We start from the raw sequence: 16,331 nt of genomic DNA on the forward strand, positions 1-16,331 counted from the left end.
GCCGTGGCGCATCGCGACGCGCTCCCGCCCGGAAACGCAAAACGGCCGCCCGGAGGCGGCCGTTCGCGATACGCGACAGCGGTGCTGCTTACTTCTGTGCGTAGCGCTTGCGGAACTTATCGACCCGGCCGCTGGTATCCATCAGCTTCTGCTTGCCCGTGTAGAACGGGTGCGAGGCCGAAGAAATATCCACCTTGATCAGCGGGTATTCCTGCCCGTCCTCCCACTTGATCGATTCCTTGCTGCCAAGGGTCGAGCGGGTACGGAACTGGAAATCGGTGGTGACGTCCTGGAAAACGACGTCGCGGTACTCGGGATGGATGCCGGCCTTCATGGCACTCACCAATCGGATCAGGGAAAGCGCGGCAGTATAGCGACCTCCCCGCGGGTTGCGCAAGCGCGTCAATGCGCGGCGAGTGCGGCCTCAATGAGCCGCTCGAACCGGCGCTGCTCGTAGTGCATCACGATCGTCGCGTTGTCGGGCTCACCGGTCTGGCGATTCCAGTCGACGATGGTCGCGCCGCGCGTGTGGCGGCCGTCGAGTTCGACCGCGACGGGCCGCTCGACAAGCTTGAGCGCACCGGCCGGCGCGAGCGCGTGCGCCATCGCGAGCGCATCTGCCGAGTGCCAACGCTCGCCGCGGCGGTCGGCCGACCACGCGCGCGTCTGCTTCGAGATGGAGTCGTAGAACCGCGCACGGGGGCTGTCGGCGCGCAGCCAGGCATCGACATCCGCATGCGCGAGGCCGTGTCTGAGCACCGCTTCCCAATCGACGAGCTCGAACGAGGGAAACGCAGAGAACACGATCTGCGCGGCTTCCGGATCGAATGCGATGTTGAACTCGGCCGCCGGCGTGATGTTGCCGTGCGCGGAGACCGCGCCGCCCATGACGACGAATCGCGCGACGCGCTGCGGCAGCGTCGGGTCGAGCTTGAGCGCAAGCGCCACGTTCGTGAGCGGGCCGAGTGCGACGAGCAGCAATCGCCCGGCGTGCTCGTGCGACAGGCGCAGGAGTGCGAGCGCCGCGTGCTCGGCGTCGGCCTCGCGCGTTGATGGCGCGTACCCGGTGTCGCCGAAGCCGTCCTGCCCGTGCACGTAGGCCGCATCACGCGCGGGATGCAGCAGCGGCGATTCGCAACCTGCGAACACGGGCACGTCAGCGTCGACGATCTCGCACAACTTGAGCGCGTTCGCGACCGTGTGGCGCAGTCCGACGTTGCCGGCGGCGATGGTGAGCCCGACCACGCGATGGCGCGGATCGTTGAATGCCATCAGCAGCGCGAGGGCGTCGTCGACGCCCGGGTCGGTGTCGATCAGGAGCGGAATGCGATCGTCCATGGGTCACGTCGTTGGCGAAACGCGCAAGCCTAGCGCATGGGTGTGGAGGCGGACTCAGCGGCCGACGCGGCCGTCGAGCGGCATGGCTCAGGCCTGCGCGTAGCGCATTGCGCCGCCGATCCAGCGCTCGACGAGGCGCTCAGCCACCTGCGGGGCCCGCTCGAGCAGCCGCTCGGCGATCTCGTGCACCTGCGGCAGCAGTTCGGCGTCGCGGCCGAGATCGGCGAGACGGAAACCGGCGATGCCGGTCTGCCGCGTGCCGAGCAGTTCGCCCGGCCCGCGCAGCTCGAGATCCTTCTCGGCGATCACGAAACCGTCGTTCGTCTCGCGCATCGTCTCCAGCCGCTCGCGCGCCATCTGCGACAGCGGCGGCTGGTAGAGCAGCACGCAACTCGACACCGCGCTGCCCCGCCCTACCCGCCCGCGTAGCTGGTGCAGCTGCGCCAAGCCGAGTCGCTCGGCGTTCTCGATGATCATCAACGAGGCGTTCGGCACGTCGACGCCGACTTCGATGACGGTCGTCGCGACGAGCAGGTCGATGTTGCCGTCCTTGAACTCGCGCATGACCGCCTGCTTCTCAGCGGGCTTGAGCCGGCCGTGCACGAGGCCGACGCGCAGCCCCGGCAACTGCGACGACAGCTGCTCGTAGGTGGTCTGCGCCGCTTGCGCCTCGATGCGCAAACCACCGGTCGACTTGCCGTCGTCCTCCGCCTCCTCGATCAGCGTGCACACCCAGTACGCCTGCCGACCTTCCGCGCAGGCACGGCGGATGCGTTCGACGAGTTCGGGCCGGCGTTCGGCGCCCAGCGCGACGGTCTGCACCGGCGTGCGGCCGGGCGGCAGTTCGTCGATGACCGACACGTCGAGATCGGCGTACGCAGCCATCGCAAGCGTGCGCGGGATCGGCGTGGCGGTCATCACGAGCTGATGCGGGACGACCGCATCCGGACCGACGCCCCCGCCGGCGCCCTTGTCGCGCAAGGCCAGGCGCTGGTGCACGCCGAAGCGGTGCTGCTCGTCGACAAGCGCGAGCGCGAGGTCGTGGAACACCACGCCTTCCTGCATCAACGCGTGCGTCCCGACCACGACCTGCGCCTCGCCGCGCGCGACCGCGTCGAGCACCTGTGCACGAGCGCGGCCGGTGACCTTGCCGGCGAGCCACGCGACGCGCACGCCGAGCGGTTCGAGCCAGGCGCGCAGGTTGTTGAGATGCTGTTCCGCGAGCAGTTCAGTCGGCGCCATCAGCGCGGCCTGCCGACCGTGCGCGACGGCGAGCGTCGCGGCCAGCGCGGCGACAACGGTCTTGCCCGAGCCGACGTCGCCCTGCACGAGTCGCAACATCGGCCTGGGCCGACGCAGGTCGTCGAGGAGTTCATCGAACACGCGCTGCTGAGCGCCGGTAAGTGCAAACGGCAGTGCGCATTGCAACCGCTCGGCCAAAGCGGTGTCGACGAGTGCGTGCGCAGCGTGCGCCTGTTGCGCGAGGCGCTGCCGACGCAGGCTCAGGTGATGCGCGAGCAACTCCTCGATCACGAGCCGGCGCTGGGCGGGATGCGTGCCCGCGAGCAGGCCCGGCACGTCGGCATCCGCGGGCGGCCGATGCACGGTGAGCAGCGCATCGCGCAACGATGGCAACCCGAGGCGCGCGAGCAGCGCGTCCGGCAGCAGCTCCAGCTCCTCGTCGCTGGGCAGGCGATCGAGCGCAAGGCCGATCAGCCGGCGCAACATGGCCGGGCCGACGCCCTCGATTGCGGGGTACACCGGGTCGAGCGAGCTGCCGAGCACCCCGACCTCGTCGTCCTCGATCACCCGATAGCTCGGATGCACGATCTCGAGGCCGTTTTGCCCCGGTCGCGGCGTGCCGTAGCACCGCAGCCGCACGCCGGGCCGGAACTGCGCGACCTGCGCCGCGCGGAAATGGAAGAAGCGCAGCACCAGCGTTGCACGCGAGTCATCGCCGATCGCGACGCGCAGCGTCGGCCGGTAGCGAAAGCCGCGTTCGACCGCTTCGACGCGGCCCTCGACCTGCGCGGCGACGCCAGCCTGCAGCGCGCGGATCGGCACGATCTTCGTGCGGTCCTCATACTGCCGCGGCAGTTGCAGCCACAGGTCCTGCAGCGTGAGAAGGCCGCGCGCCGCGAGCTTTTCGGCCACCTTCGGGCCGCAGCCCGTCAGCGCCGTCAGCGGCGTGTCGCCCAGCGCGATCAGTGCGGGCGCATGGCGGACGCGCGGCATCGCGGTCTCAGTCGAGCACCATGACCGCGTCGACTTCGAACGCCGCGCCGCGCGGCAGGCCGGCCACTTCGATCGTCGAGCGCGCGGGGTACGGCGCCTGGAAATACTCGGCCATGACCGCGTTGACGGCCGCGAACTCGCCGAGGTCGGTGAGGTACAGGCCCAGGCGGACGATCTTCGACAGCGAGCCACCGGCCGCTTCGGCGACCGCGCGCAGGTTATCGAACGCCTGCCGCGCCTGCGCGGCCGCATCCTCGCCGGTGAGTTCGCCGGTGTCGGGGCTCAGCGCGATCTGCCCGGAGAAGTACACGGTGTTGCCAGCGCGGACCGCCTGCGAATACGGGCCGATGGCGGCCGGAGCGCGGTCGGTGTGAATGATCTGGGCCATGGGAATCGGACGAGCCAAAGGAAGCGGCATCGTACCTGCGCACGATGCCGACCGGCGTGTCAGATGCGCTGCACGCCGAGCACCACTCCAAGCCGCCGCACGCGGCGCAGCACGTCGGCCAGATGCCGTCGGTCGCTGACTTCGATCGCGAAGCGAAGCACCGCGAGGTGCGCATCCCGTTCGAGGTATTCCACGCGGTCGATGTTCGACTCGGCCTCGGCGATTGCGGCCGCGACCTGCGCGAGCGCGCCCGGCCGGTTGTCGAGCTCGACCCGCAGCGCGGCGCCGAAATCGCCCCGGACCTCGCGGTCCCAGCCGATCGCCACCCAGCGATCGGGCGACTTGCGGTAGTCGGCCACGTTCGGGCATTCCAGCCGGTGCACGACGACCCCGCGCCCGGCGGTGTGGTAGCCCATGATCTCGTCGCCCGGGATTGGCAGGCAGCAGTTCGCAAAGCTCACCACGCCGCGCTCGGCGCCGGTGATGAGGATCTTGTCCTCGGGCCGGTCGCTGCGCTCGACCGGCCGACGGCGGCCAGTGGACTCGCGCAGGAGCGCGGCGGCGACGTGCTGCGGCATGCGGTTGCCGAGCGCGATGTCGGCGAGCAGCGCTTCGAGTCGCGGGTAGCGGTGTTCGGCGAGGAAGGAATCGAGACGGGCGGCAGGCAGCCGCTCGAGCGACGTGTCCACCGTTTCGAGGGCGCGATCGAGCATGCGGTGCCCGAGTTGCACCGCGTCCTCGTGTTCGAGCTGCTTGAGCTGCTGACGGATCGCGGTGCGCGCCTTGCCGGTGACGACGAACTCGAGCCACTGCGGCTTCGGCAGCGAGGCCTTCGCGGTGATCACGTCCACGCGCTGGCCGCTTGCGAGCTTGGTGCGCAGCGGCACGAGACGACCGTCGACGCGTGCCGTGACGGCATGGTTGCCGATGTCCGTGTGCACCGCGTACGCAAAATCGAGCGCAGTCGAGCTGCGCGGGAGCGAGAGGATGTCGCCCTTCGGCGTGAACACGTAGACCTCGTCGGGGAACAGGTCGACCTTCACGTTCTCGAGGAATTCGAGCGACGAGCCCGTCGATTTCTGCGATTCGACGAGCCCGTTGATCCAGTTGTGCGCGCGGCTCTGCGCGCTGTTCGGGCCTTCGCCGCCGTTCTTGTACGACCAGTGCGCCGCGATGCCGCGCTCGGCGATGAGGTCCATTTCCTCGGTGCGGATCTGCACCTCCACCGGCGAGCCGTAGGGGCCGAACAGCACGGTGTGCAGCGACTGGTAGCCGTTCGCCTTCGGGATCGCGATGAAGTCGCGGAAGCGCGAATCGAGCGGCTTGTACGCGGCGTGGACCACGCCAAGCGCGTGGTAGCACTCAGGCACCGCGCGCACGACGACGCGATACCCGAACACGTCCATGACCTGGGTGAAGCTCTTATGCTCGGCGCGCATCTTCGAGTAGATGCTCCAGGGCGACTTCACCCGGCTCACGAGCCGGTGATTGAGCTTTTCCTTTGCGAGCCGCTGCGCGAGGTTCGCCTCGATCTGCACCAGCGACTCACGGCGGACGACCGGCTGCGTGCGGATGCGCTTGTCGATCACCGCATGGCGCCACGGGTGCAGCGCGCGGAAGCCGAGGTCCTGCAGCTCGGCCTTGATGAGGTTCATGCCCAGGCGCTGCGCGATCGGCGCGTAGATCTCCAGCGTCTCGCGCGCGATGCGGCGGCGCGCCTCGGTGCTCTGCGCGCCGAGCGTGCGCATGTTGTGCAGCCGGTCAGCGAGCTTGATGAGGATGACGCGCAGGTCGCGCGACATCGCGAGCAGCATCTTGCGAAAGCTCTCGGCAGCGGCTTCCTGCCGGTCGCGGAACTGCAGCTTGTCGAGCTTGGTCACGCCGTCGACGAGCTCGGCCACGGTGGCGCCGAACTCGCTCACGAGCTGCTCGTGCGTGAGCGGCGTGTCCTCGAGCGTGTCGTGCAGGATCGCCGCGATCAGCGTTTCGACGTCGAGCCCTTGCTCGGCGAGCACGCGCGCGACGGCGACCGGGTGCGTGATGTACGGCTCGCCAGACTTGCGCGTCTGACCGACGTGCGCCGCCGCGCCGACCGCCCACGCACGGCGCAGGAGCGCGCGCTGAGCGTCGTCGAGGTAGTGCGCGGCCTGCTCGAGATCTGAGACGTAATCCGGCAGGGGCGCATCGCCGAGCGGCGGCGCAACAGGCGCGGACGCGCGGTCGACGGCGGGAATCGGGATCATGGGGCCAATCTACGCGGCCCGCCTCGCGCGGCGCAACGCGCGCGCCGAACGTAAACAAAACGGCCCCGCAATGCGGGGCCGTCGGTGTCGCAGGCCGGCACGGGGCCGGCGCGGGAAACTCAGTCGTCGCCCTTCGACATGTCGTCGTCGGCAACCACTTCGGCCGCCGCCCACTCCATCGCCTCGCGCTCCTTGCGCTCGCGCTCGGACTTCTCGACGGCATCGATGTAGTCGTTGTCGATCCGTCGCGCCGCGATTTCGCGCAGCGCCATCACGGTCGGCTTGTCGTTGTTCTCGGAGTTATCGAGCTGCGGCTCGACGCCGTTCGCGAGCTGGCGCGCGCGCTTGGCGGCCATCATCACGAGTGCGAAGCGGTTGTCGACCACTTCGAGGCAATCTTCAACGGTAATGCGGGCCATGGGGCTCCCGGCGGCTCGGCGCCGTCGCTGCGGTACAAGGAACCGGCGAGTCTAGCCGCCCACTGCGGCCGCGGCAAGCGCGCGCTTATGAATCAGTCGTTTAGCGACGCCCGGTGTCAGCCCAGTTGCTCAGCGCGGCTCGTCGGCGAGCAGCGCAGTGATCAGTCGCGAGTGGCGCGCAACCTGCGGCTCCCGGCGCAGGCGGCTAGTCGTGAAGATCGCGCACATCTCGCTCACGGCCACGTCGAAGTGCTCGTTGACGATCACGTAGTCGAATTCGCCGTAGTGGCTCATCTCCTCGCGGGCGGCCGCGAGACGCTGCGCGATCACGGCCTCGCTGTCCTGACCGCGGGCGCGCATGCGCTGCTCCAGCGCCTGCCGCGACGGCGGCAGGATGAACACGCTGACTGCGCCGGGCACCTTCTGGCGGACCTGGCGGGCACCCTGCCAGTCGATCTCGAGCAGCACGTCGCGTCCCGCCGCGAGTTGCGGCTCGACGGACTGCCGCGCCGTGCCTTTCCAGTCGCCGTGCACGCGCGCATGCTCGAAGAAATCGCCGTTCGCGACCATGCCTTCGAACTGCTCGGCACTCACGAAGTGGTAGTGCTCGGCATGGCGCTCGCCGGGCCGGGGCGCGCGCGAGGTGAACGAGATGGACAGGGCGACATTCGGGTCGCGTGCGAGCACCGCGTTGACGATGCTCGATTTCCCGGCGCCCGACGGGGCCGCGACGATGAAGAGGGTTCCGCGCATGGGCCGGGATTCGTGACTCGGGAGTGAAATTTCGCTGGATCGACGGCCGAAGCGGGTTCGGGCAGGCGGGATCGTAGCGCTTTACGAACCCCGAATCCGGACACAGTGCCGGCTACTCGATGTTCTGGATCTGCTCGCGGACCTGGTCGATCAGCACCTTGAGTTCGACGGCGGCGGCCGTGCTGCGCGCGTCGACGGCTTTCGAGCCCAGCGTGTTCGCCTCGCGGTTGAACTCCTGCAGCAGGAAATCCAGGCGGCGGCCCACGGCCTCGCGCAGGCCGAGCACGCGGCGCGCCTCGGCGACGTGCGAGTCGAGGCGGTCGAGCTCCTCGTCGACATCGAGCTTCTGCAGCCACAGCACGAACTCCTGCTCGATACGGCCGGCGTCGACCGCAACGCTGGTGCCCTTGAGCAGATCGTCGAGACGGGACTGCAGCTTCGCGCGCTGGCCGGTGCGGATCTGCGGCATGAGCTCACGAATGTCGCGCGCGATGCGCTCGATGCCATCGATGCGCTCGGCGATCACCGCCTTGAGCTTCCCGCCTTCGCGCTCGCGCGCGGCGACGAACTCCGCAAGCACGGTGTCGAGCAACGCGAGCGCCTGTGCCTGCAGCTCGACGGCGTCGGCCTCGGGCGCCTGCAATACGCCGGGGAACTGAACGAGGTCGGTGAACGGCGTCGACAGGCCGGGGAAGCGCGCCGACAGCGCGATTGCGAGCGCGGACAGCTCCTGCACGCGCGCCTCGTTGAGCTGCAGAGCGCCGCTGCCCTCGGGGGCGCGCAGGCGCAACACGAGATCGAGCTTGCCGCGCGCCACGCGTGCGGCGACGGCTTCACGCAGCGCGGGCTCGAAGGCGCGCAGCTCGTCGGGCGTGCGGATGGTGAGTTCGAGGAAGCGGTGGTTCACCGAGCGCAGCTCGCAGGCGAGCGTGCCCCACGGCGTTGCGCGCTCGGCGCTGGCGAAAGCGGTCATGCTGCGGATCACGCGCATCTCCTCGGGTTTGCCGTGGCACGGGCCGCGGTCGTCAGGGGGCCGAATGGTAAGCTCGCGCGCCCCCTTCTCGGTAACCACCGGCATGAATGCTGGCTCGCAGCCCGTTGTCCGACCGAGCGGTCGCCGCCCCGATCAGCTGCGCGAAGTGCGCATCGAGCGCGGCTTCACGAAACACGCCGAAGGCTCGGTGCTCGTGAGCTTCGGCGACACCCGCGTGCTGTGCACGGCAACCGTCGAGAACAAGGTGCCGCCGTTCCTGCGCGGCAAGGGCGAGGGCTGGGTGACCGCGGAGTACGGGATGCTTCCGCGCGCAACGAACACGCGCAACGACCGCGAGGCATCCCGCGGCAAGCAAAGCGGCCGCACCCTGGAGATCCAGCGCCTGATCGGCCGCTCGCTGCGCGCGTGCGTGGACCGCCGCCTGCTCGGGGAGCGCACGGTCACGCTCGACTGCGACGTGCTGCAGGCCGACGGCGGCACGCGCACGGCCGCGATCACGGGCGCCTATGTGGCGCTCGTCGATGCAGTGCGCGGGCTGCAGGCCAAGGGCGAGATCAAGTCCGGCAGCAATCGGCGCGACCCGGTCTTCGGCGCCGTCGCGGCCGTGTCGGTCGGCATCTGGCAAGGCATTCCGGTGCTTGACCTCGACTACGCCGAGGATTCGGCCTGCGACACCGACATGAACGTGGTCATGAACGACGGCGGTGGCTTCATCGAGTTGCAGGGCACGGCCGAGGGCCATGCGTTCCGTCGTGAAGAGCTTGCGGCGATGACCGCACTCGCCGAGGCCGGCATCACGCAGCTCGTCGCACTGCAGCGCGAGGCGCTCGCGCGGTGAAGCGACTCGTGATCGCGAGCGGCAACCGCGGCAAGCTCGGCGAGTTCGCGGACCTGCTCGCCGGCAGCGGCTTCGAGTGCGTCCCGCAGGCACAGCTCGGCGTCGACGATGTCGAAGAGACGGCGTCGACGTTCGTCGAAAACGCCCTGCTCAAGGCACGCCATGCCGCGCGTCTGACCGGCCTGCCTGCGCTCGCGGACGATTCGGGCCTGTGCGTCGACGCGCTCGGCGGCGCGCCGGGGCTGTACTCGGCGCGCTACGCGGGCGTGCACGGCGATGCGCAGGCGAACATCGCGAAGTTGCTCGAGGCGATGCGCGACGTGCCCGAGGCGCAGCGCGGCGCGCATTTCTATGCGGTGATCGTGCTGCTGCGCCACGCCGACGACCCGCAGCCTCTGATCGCCGAAGGCCGCTGGCCAGGCCGCGTACTCGCCGCGCCGACCGGCGACGGCGGCTTCGGCTACGACCCGGTGTTCTTCGACCCCGGGCACGGCTGCAGCGCGGCCCAGCTGGATGCGTCGATCAAGAACCGCGCCAGCCACCGCGGTCGCGCGCTCGCGGCGCTGCGCACGCAACTCGACGCCCTGTGATGCCGGCAGTGTGCGGTACAGCCGCACATCGCTAGGCTGCGCCTGCATTTTTCCGACGCGGATCGCCCGCCGTGACCGCTCCTGCCCTGACCCCACCGCCGCTGTCGCTGTACGTGCACGTGCCGTGGTGCGTGCGCAAATGCCCGTATTGCGATTTCAACTCGCACGAGCGACGCGGCGAACTGCCGTTCGCGCAGTACGTCGACGCCCTGCTGGCGGACCTCGATCACGACCTGCCGCTGGTCTGGGGCCGCACTGTGCACACGGTGTTCTTCGGCGGCGGCACGCCGAGCCTGATGCCGCCTGAGCAGATCGAGCGCTTCCTGCAGGGCGCCGCAAGCCGGCTGCGGTTTGCGCCGGGCTGCGAAATCACGCTCGAGGCGAATCCGGGCACCGCCGAGCACGGCCGCTTCGAAGGTTACCGGGCGGCGGGCGTGAACCGACTGAGCTTCGGCATCCAGAGCTTCGACGATGGCTGCCTGCAGCGGCTCGGCCGCATCCACGACAGCCGTGAGGCCGAGGCCGCGGTCAAGCTCGCGCAGGACGCGGGCTTCGACAACCTCAATCTCGATCTCATGTACGCGTTGCCGGGGCAGACGCTGGCGATGGCCGAGCACGACCTCGAGCGCGCGTTTGCGCTGCAGCCCGCGCACGTCAGCCATTACCAGCTGACGCTCGAGCCCAATACGGTGTTTGCCGCGCGGCCGCCTGAGCACCTGCCCGACGACGACGCCGGCTGGGATATGCAGGAGCGTTGCCAGACGATGCTGGCGCAGGCCGGCTACGCGCAATACGAAGTCAGCGCCTATGCGCAGCCAGGCCGGCGCTGCGCGCACAACCTCAACTACTGGCGCTACGGCGACTACCTCGGCATCGGTGCCGGCGCGCACGGCAAGCTCACGCTCGGCCACGAGCAGGCGATCCTGCGGCGCTGGAAACACAAGCACCCAGGCAAATACCTGCAGACGGCCGGCACGGCCGAGGCGATCGGCGGCGACGACCGCATCGAGCCCGCGCGCCGGCCGTTCGAATTCATGCTCAACGCGCTGCGGCTGGTCGACGGATTTACGCTCACGCAGTTCACGCGCAGCACGGGGCTGCCGGCCGAGTCGATCGCCTCGGCGCTGGCAGACGCGGTGCGGCGAGGCTGGCTCGAGTGCGACGGCGACGCGGTCCGGCCGACCGAGCTCGGCCGCCGCTTCACGAACGACGTGATCGAGCGCTTCCTCGACGAGCCGGAGCCCGAGGTGCCGGAACCCTGACGCGAACGTCGGGAACAGTTCTTGCAGCTGCCTACACGTGCGCCGCCAACGTATCGGCGCAGGTCGCACCGGCTGCGCGAGCGCACCGATGCGTGGTTTGATGACTCACCGGGGATCTCGCGTGTCCGTCCCGTTGCAGCCGTTCACCCACTCCCGCCAGACGCCTTCCCTCGCTTCGGCCGCGCTGCCGCGGCGGGTGCGCGAGACGCTGCAGGAGGTGCTGACGCTCGTCATCGACCATGCTGTGGGTCCGCTCGAACGTGTGCTCGATGATCTCGAGCTCGAGTTGAACCGCGGCGCCCAAGAGGTTGACGACTTCACCCGCCGCATCGAGCGCCTCGGCCGCTTTCGCGCGCTGCAGCGTGAGCGCCACGGCATCGCACCGCGCTTCATCGACCTGCTCGAAGCCGAACTCGCGACGCTGCGCGACCCCATGCCGGCCCCGCCGCCACGCCCTGCGCGCCCCGACGAGGTGCCGGGCACCGAGTGGCGCCTGCTCGAGGACGACGAAGCCCAGGACAGCACGCTGTTGCAGACGATCACGCTGCGCTACGAGGCGCGCGCGGGCCTTGCGTTGCAGCTGCTCGGTTACCGCTTCGGCGTGCTTGCCGGCCGGCCGGCGCTCGACAGCGAGCACCTGCCCGTCGGCCCGTACCGGCTGACGACGCTGATCGGGGCCGCCAGCGACGCCGCGGGGCTCGATGGCGACGTGCGCCGCCGGCTCATGACGCTGTTCGAGCAACGCGTGCTTGCGCGCTACGAAGACCTCGCCGCGACGATGAACGCTTTGCTCGTGCGGCGCGGGGTGCTGCCGAGCATGAACTTCGTGCCGATCCGCGTGCGTCCCCGCACGGCGGCTGCAGGCGACAACGCGCTGTCGACCGCACCCGCGACCACCGAGAGCGTCGCGGTGCCGTTCGACCTGCTGCGCTCGCTGCTCGCGCATCGACGCGCGGCGGTCAACCGGTTCCGCGCACCGCCCCTGGGGCGTGGGCCCGAGGGCGCCGACGCCTGGCGCTCGGCCGCGTTGCCCGGGTTCGGCGATGCCGAGGGACACGCCGCGCCCGGACCGGACGACACGTCCGCCGATGCGCTCGAACTCGTCGAACTCTGGTACGGCCGCATCGTCCGCGAGGTGCCGCCTGGCAGCATAGGCGCTTCGTGGCTCGACGCGCTGCATCCCGCCGTCGTCCAGGCGGCGGTGCAGGACCCGCACGTCTTCGACCATGCGGACCATCCGGTGCGCCAGTTGCTCGACGCCGTCATCGAAGCAAGCGGATCGGCGGGTGCGGACGAGCCGCTCGATCCCACACTGCAGTCCGCGCTCACGCGCGCGGTCGATGACGTCGTTGCCGCTGGCGGTGCGCCGCACGCGTTCCAGAGCGCGAACGACGGCGTCCAGCACGCACGCCGCACCCTGGCGCGACGCGCCGAAGTCGCCGAGCGGCGCCTCGTTGAAGCCGCGCGCGGCCGCGAGCGCCTGGCCGAGGCTCGCCTGCGCGTGGCCCGGGTAATCGCCGAGCTCTCGCAAGGCCGCGCGCTGCCGCGCGTGATCCGCACCCTCGTGGATCAGGCGTGGGCGGACGTGCTCACGCTGACCGCCCTGCGCAACGGGGAAGACGGTGACGACTGGCGTCGGAAGCTCGAAACCACGCGCCAGATCCTGGACGTTGCGACCGGAGCGCCCGCGCCGCCGGGTCTCGCCGAGCGCATCCACGACGCGCTGAGCGCGATCGGCACGCACGAGCAGGAGGCGCGGATGATTGCCGCGCACCTCGGCGCCAGCGAGATCGGCGACGACGACAGCGCGGCCACGCGCACCGAACTCATGATGCGCTTGAAGGCGCGCACGCGCCTGGGCGCCGAGACCCCGCCCGAGCCGCTGCAGCGCACGCCGCTCACGCCTGAGCAAGGTGCGCGCCTGGCGGAGCTGCCCGTGGGCGATGCGGATGCCTGGTTCGAATTTGCGCCCGAGCGCGACGGCCTGCCGTCGGTGCGGCGCCGCCTGGTGTGGACCGGCGCGGCGACGAACACGGCGCTGTTCGTGAACCGCCGTGGCCAGCGCACGGCCGAGATCGCGCTCGACGCGCTCGCCTGCGAACTCGACGCAGGCCGCGTGCGCCTCGTCGCGCAGGACGCGCGCAGCGGCGTGGAGCGCGCCTGGAACGCCGTGCTAGCCACCCTGAGCGGCTTCGACCCGGATCGGGGAGCGCCGCATGCCTGATTCCAAATCCAACGTGCACAACCTCCGTCGCGCGCGGCGCAGGCGCGTCGACGGCACCGTGCTGGTCACCGATGCGATGACGGACGCGGTGATCGGCCGGCTCGGCAACCTGTCGGAGACCGGCATGCTGCTCATCGCCGCCGCGCCCCTCGCCGAAGACGCGCTCTACCAGCTCCGTTACACGCTCGCGCTGTCGGGCGGCGGGCAACTGCCGATCGAGGCCGGCATGCACGCCTTGTGGCAGGAGCGCAACACGGGCTCGGGGCAGGCCTGGGTCGGGCTGCGTGTGATCGCATTGTCCGACGACCAACTGCAGCCGCTGCGTGCATGGCTCGACGCCCCGGGGGCGCGCTACGACTGACGGTGCTCGGTGCCGCGCTGGAACACGACCGTCTGCGGCCGGTGCAGCCCGAAGCCCTGTCCGTAATCGACCCCGACCGCGGCGAGCGCATCGGCGACGGCATGCCCGGGCACCCACTCCGCCACGATCTTGAAGCCCCGGTCGTGGCCGATGTCGGTGACCGCACGGACGATCGCCCGGCTCATCGCATCGTCGTTGAAATCGTGGATGAAGCTGCCGTCGATCTTGATCATGTCGAGCGGCAGGCTCTTGAGGTAGCCGAACGACGACATGCCGGCGCCGAAGTCATCGAGCGCGATTCGGCAGCCGATCGCGCGCAGCGGCTCGATGAAACGCGTGACCTGCGCATAGCTGCGCACTGCGACGGTCTCGGTGATCTCGAAGCACACGCGCCGGGGATCGATGCCGTAGCGCGCGATGCGGTCGAGAATCAGCGTCGATAACGACTCATCCTCGATGCTCGCGCCCGAGAGATTGATCGTCGCGAGTTGCAATGCCGCACCGCTCGGGTGGAGGCGGTCGAAATTCGCGAGCGCAGTCTCGATGACCCAGCGGTCGATCATCGGCATCAGCCCGTAGCGCTCCGCGGCCGGCATGAACGCGCCGGGCGAAATCACCTGCCCGTCGGCTTCGCGGAAACGCAGCAGCAGCTCCAGGTGCGCCCCGCCATCGCCGTGCGCGCCGAGCGGCCAGACTTCCTGGTACTGGAGGATGAAGCGGTTCTCCTCGGCCGCCCATCGCAGCCGGTGCGCCCATTCCATTTCGGTGCGCCGCCGGGCGGTCTGATCGTCACGCTCGCGATAAACGTGCACGCGATTGCGCCCGCCTTCCTTCGCGAGGTAGCACGCCGTATCGGCCTGCGCGAACAGCACCTTCGAATCGACGCCCGCATGCTCGGCGAGCACCCCGCCGATGCTCGCGCTGATCGTGTAGCTGCGCTGCTCCCACAGAAACACGTGCCCGTCGATTGCCGTCCGCACGCGCTCGGCCACGTACAATGCGCCGTCGAGGTCGTCGACACTGGTCGCAAGCACGCCGAACTCGTCGCCGCCGAGCCGCGCGAGCACATCGCCCGCACGCAGCTGCTCGCGCATCACTCCTGCCAGCTGCACGAGAAGCTGGTCACCGGCTGCGTGGCCCGACGTGTCGTTGATGAGCTTGAATTGGTCGAGATCGACGAACAACAGTGCGAACGGCGGCGCCCCGTCCGCCACCGCCGCTAGGGCATGGTCGACACGACGCTCGAACTCGCGTCGGTTGAGCAGCTCGGTCAGCGCGTCGTGGCTTGCTTGGTAGCCGAGCAATTCGGTGAGCTGGCGTTGCTCGGAAATGTCGGACGCAACGAGCAGCAGGTGTCGCGCGCCGTCGAGTTCGATCGCCGTCACCGACACGGAGGCCCAGAAGTGATCGCGATTGGCCGTGCGCATCGGCGCTTCGATACTGGCGACCGGCGCGGCAGCGTCATCGCCTGCGTCGTCCCCGAGCGCGATCCAGTCGTGCAGCTTGCCCTCGAACAGGTCGGCCAGCGCAAGCGCGGACACCTGTGCGCCGAGCCGCAGCTGCGCCGCGTGATTCGCGTAACGGATGCGGCCGGTGTGCGCATCGGCCAGCAGCACCAGCGCCGGCAGCAGGTCGTTGAGCGCACGGAAGCGGGCTTCACTTTCGCGGTAGCGCTCGCTCATGCGCGCACCGAGCGTCAACGCACGCTGACGCGTGCCGACGAGAGAGCCAACGAGCAACGCGAACAGGACACTCGCCACGACGCCGGGAAGCCACATCGAATGCGCCCATCCCAGCGGTTCCGTTGGCTGTAGCGATCGCAGCTCGATGCGCCAGCGGCGCCCGCCAAATTCGATCACGTGCGCACGCACGGGGGCATCTGTATCCGCCACTTGGTCTTGCGAGCGGTACAGCAGCCGAGCCCCCGCGCCCGTCACGTCAAGCACACGCATCTCGAACACATCGAGCGCACCCGGCGGCACTGCGTTCTTGATCAGTGCATCGAGGCGGAACGAGGCGACGACCGAGCCATCGAGCGCCGGTCGGCGTGCCGCCCGCGAAGCGGCCGAGCGTTGCGCGCGGTATACGGGCAGGCGCATCGTGACGCCGATGATCGGTGCAACGCCGTTGCCGCCCTGCGCCAGCGGGAACGGCTCGGACAGCGCAGGCTCGTTGGTTTCGGCTGACGTGATGAGCGCGCGCAGGTTGGCCGGTTGCGTGGCCACGTCGAAGCCGCGCAGTCGCTCGTTGTCCGGCATCGGCGCGACGTACTGCACCGGGAACGTCATCCGGTTCCCAACGTCGATCCGCTTGGAATACGCAAGCGCCTGCAGGCTCGGGAACCGCTCCCGCGGCCGGAGCGTGTCGTAGACCATTGCGAACTCGGCGTCCTCGACCTCGCGCGACGTGGCGAACACGGTCTGCAGCGTGCGGACGAGCAAAGCGGCCTGTTCGAGTCGGTCGAGCAATGAAGCACGCACGTCGTAAGCGACGATCGCAAGCTCTGCATTGCGCCGTTCATCGATGCGCTGCCGCTGCACATGTGCGAGCCACGCCGTCAGCAGCAGCCCCGCGGCAAGCGCAAGGCCGCTCCACAGCCACACGGCGCCGCGCAATGCGCCGCTGGCGGCCTGCGGCGAAGGTGCGAATCCGTCAGAATCCGACGAAGCTTCCAAGAGACTGATCC

General features: G+C 69.7%; 14 protein-coding genes. 5 read left to right on the forward strand and 9 right to left on the reverse strand.

Features of this window, described 5'->3' with window-relative positions:
- Positions 1-88: 88 nt before the first annotated feature.
- The 8 genes from IE075_RS11695 to IE075_RS11730 form a co-directional block, all read right to left on the reverse strand.
- The gene (locus tag IE075_RS11695) at positions 89-334 is read right to left on the reverse strand and encodes a type B 50S ribosomal protein L31 (protein ID WP_189456775.1); all 246 of its coding nucleotides are present in this window, start codon (positions 332-334) and stop codon (positions 89-91) included.
- A gap of 68 nt (positions 335-402) precedes the next feature.
- The gene (locus IE075_RS11700) at positions 403-1,338 is read right to left on the reverse strand and encodes a nucleoside hydrolase (RefSeq protein WP_189456777.1); all 936 of its coding nucleotides are present in this window, start codon (positions 1,336-1,338) and stop codon (positions 403-405) included.
- Positions 1,339-1,425: 87 nt separating this feature from the next.
- Positions 1,426-3,573 carry an ATP-dependent DNA helicase RecG gene (gene recG, locus IE075_RS11705; protein ID WP_189456779.1) on the reverse strand — a complete coding sequence of 716 codons (2,148 nt, stop codon included), beginning with the start codon at positions 3,571-3,573 and terminating at the stop codon, positions 1,426-1,428.
- 7 nt (positions 3,574-3,580) lie between these two features.
- On the reverse strand, positions 3,581-3,961 hold the full coding sequence (locus tag IE075_RS11710; protein ID WP_189456781.1) for a RidA family protein: 381 nt from the start codon (positions 3,959-3,961) through the stop codon (positions 3,581-3,583).
- A 59-nt stretch (positions 3,962-4,020) separates the two neighbouring features.
- Complete coding sequence (locus IE075_RS11715; protein WP_189456783.1) at positions 4,021-6,204, reverse strand: RelA/SpoT family protein; 2,184 nt, start codon at positions 6,202-6,204, stop codon at positions 4,021-4,023.
- A gap of 119 nt (positions 6,205-6,323) precedes the next feature.
- On the reverse strand, positions 6,324-6,623 hold the full coding sequence (gene rpoZ / locus IE075_RS11720; RefSeq protein WP_189456786.1) for a DNA-directed RNA polymerase subunit omega: 300 nt from the start codon (positions 6,621-6,623) through the stop codon (positions 6,324-6,326).
- A 129-nt stretch (positions 6,624-6,752) separates the two neighbouring features.
- Entirely contained in the window at positions 6,753-7,376 is a 624-nt protein-coding gene (gene gmk / locus IE075_RS11725) for a guanylate kinase (RefSeq protein ID WP_189456788.1), read from the reverse strand.
- Positions 7,377-7,488: 112 nt separating this feature from the next.
- On the reverse strand, positions 7,489-8,361 hold the full coding sequence (locus tag IE075_RS11730) for a YicC/YloC family endoribonuclease (protein WP_189456789.1): 873 nt from the start codon (positions 8,359-8,361) through the stop codon (positions 7,489-7,491).
- A gap of 91 nt (positions 8,362-8,452) precedes the next feature.
- Between IE075_RS11730 and rph the strand changes: the two genes are divergently transcribed.
- The 5 genes from rph (at position 8,453) to IE075_RS11755 (ending at position 13,645) form a co-directional block, all read left to right on the forward strand.
- On the forward strand, positions 8,453-9,208 hold the full coding sequence (rph, locus tag IE075_RS11735) for a ribonuclease PH (RefSeq protein ID WP_189456791.1): 756 nt from the start codon (positions 8,453-8,455) through the stop codon (positions 9,206-9,208).
- Positions 9,205-9,798 carry an RdgB/HAM1 family non-canonical purine NTP pyrophosphatase gene (gene rdgB, locus IE075_RS11740; RefSeq protein WP_189456793.1) on the forward strand — a complete coding sequence of 198 codons (594 nt, stop codon included), beginning with the start codon at positions 9,205-9,207 and terminating at the stop codon, positions 9,796-9,798. The genes rph and rdgB overlap by 4 nt, the downstream gene beginning before the upstream one ends.
- A gap of 71 nt (positions 9,799-9,869) precedes the next feature.
- Positions 9,870-11,060, forward strand: a complete 1,191-nt coding sequence (gene hemW / locus IE075_RS11745; RefSeq protein WP_189456795.1) for a radical SAM family heme chaperone HemW — start codon at positions 9,870-9,872, stop codon at positions 11,058-11,060.
- 121 nt (positions 11,061-11,181) lie between these two features.
- Positions 11,182-13,284, forward strand: a complete 2,103-nt coding sequence (locus IE075_RS11750) for a DUF1631 family protein (RefSeq protein ID WP_189456797.1) — start codon at positions 11,182-11,184, stop codon at positions 13,282-13,284.
- On the forward strand, positions 13,277-13,645 hold the full coding sequence (locus IE075_RS11755; protein WP_189456799.1) for a PilZ domain-containing protein: 369 nt from the start codon (positions 13,277-13,279) through the stop codon (positions 13,643-13,645). Before IE075_RS11750 ends, IE075_RS11755 begins: the two co-directional genes overlap by 8 nt.
- Here the strand turns inward: IE075_RS11755 and IE075_RS11760 are convergent.
- On the reverse strand, positions 13,636-16,320 hold the full coding sequence (locus IE075_RS11760; RefSeq protein WP_229792492.1) for a bifunctional diguanylate cyclase/phosphodiesterase: 2,685 nt from the start codon (positions 16,318-16,320) through the stop codon (positions 13,636-13,638). The genes IE075_RS11755 and IE075_RS11760 overlap by 10 nt on opposite strands.
- Positions 16,321-16,331: the final 11 nt, after the last annotated feature.

Origin of the sequence: Cognatilysobacter bugurensis (genome assembly GCF_014652095.1) — a bacterium.
Lineage (GTDB): Bacteria > Pseudomonadota > Gammaproteobacteria > Xanthomonadales > Xanthomonadaceae > Cognatilysobacter > Cognatilysobacter bugurensis.

What these genes read in the sequence shown, in the direction of transcription:
- IE075_RS11695 (WP_189456775.1), bottom strand. Translation starts at nt 334, where the DNA reads ATGAAGGCCGGCATCCATCCCGAGTACCGCGACGTCGTTTTCCAGGAC.
- recG (WP_189456779.1), bottom strand. Translation starts at nt 3,573, where the DNA reads ATGCCGCGCGTCCGCCATGCGCCCGCACTGATCGCGCTGGGCGACACG.
- IE075_RS11710 (WP_189456781.1), bottom strand. Translation starts at nt 3,961, where the DNA reads ATGGCCCAGATCATTCACACCGACCGCGCTCCGGCCGCCATCGGCCCG.
- IE075_RS11715 (WP_189456783.1), bottom strand. Translation starts at nt 6,204, where the DNA reads ATGATCCCGATTCCCGCCGTCGACCGCGCGTCCGCGCCTGTTGCGCCG.
- rpoZ (WP_189456786.1), bottom strand. Translation starts at nt 6,623, where the DNA reads ATGGCCCGCATTACCGTTGAAGATTGCCTCGAAGTGGTCGACAACCGC.
- rph (WP_189456791.1), top strand. Translation starts at nt 8,453, where the DNA reads ATGAATGCTGGCTCGCAGCCCGTTGTCCGACCGAGCGGTCGCCGCCCC.
- IE075_RS11755 (WP_189456799.1), top strand. Translation starts at nt 13,277, where the DNA reads ATGCCTGATTCCAAATCCAACGTGCACAACCTCCGTCGCGCGCGGCGC.
- IE075_RS11700 (WP_189456777.1), bottom strand. Translation starts at nt 1,338, where the DNA reads ATGGACGATCGCATTCCGCTCCTGATCGACACCGACCCGGGCGTCGAC.
- gmk (WP_189456788.1), bottom strand. Translation starts at nt 7,376, where the DNA reads ATGCGCGGAACCCTCTTCATCGTCGCGGCCCCGTCGGGCGCCGGGAAA.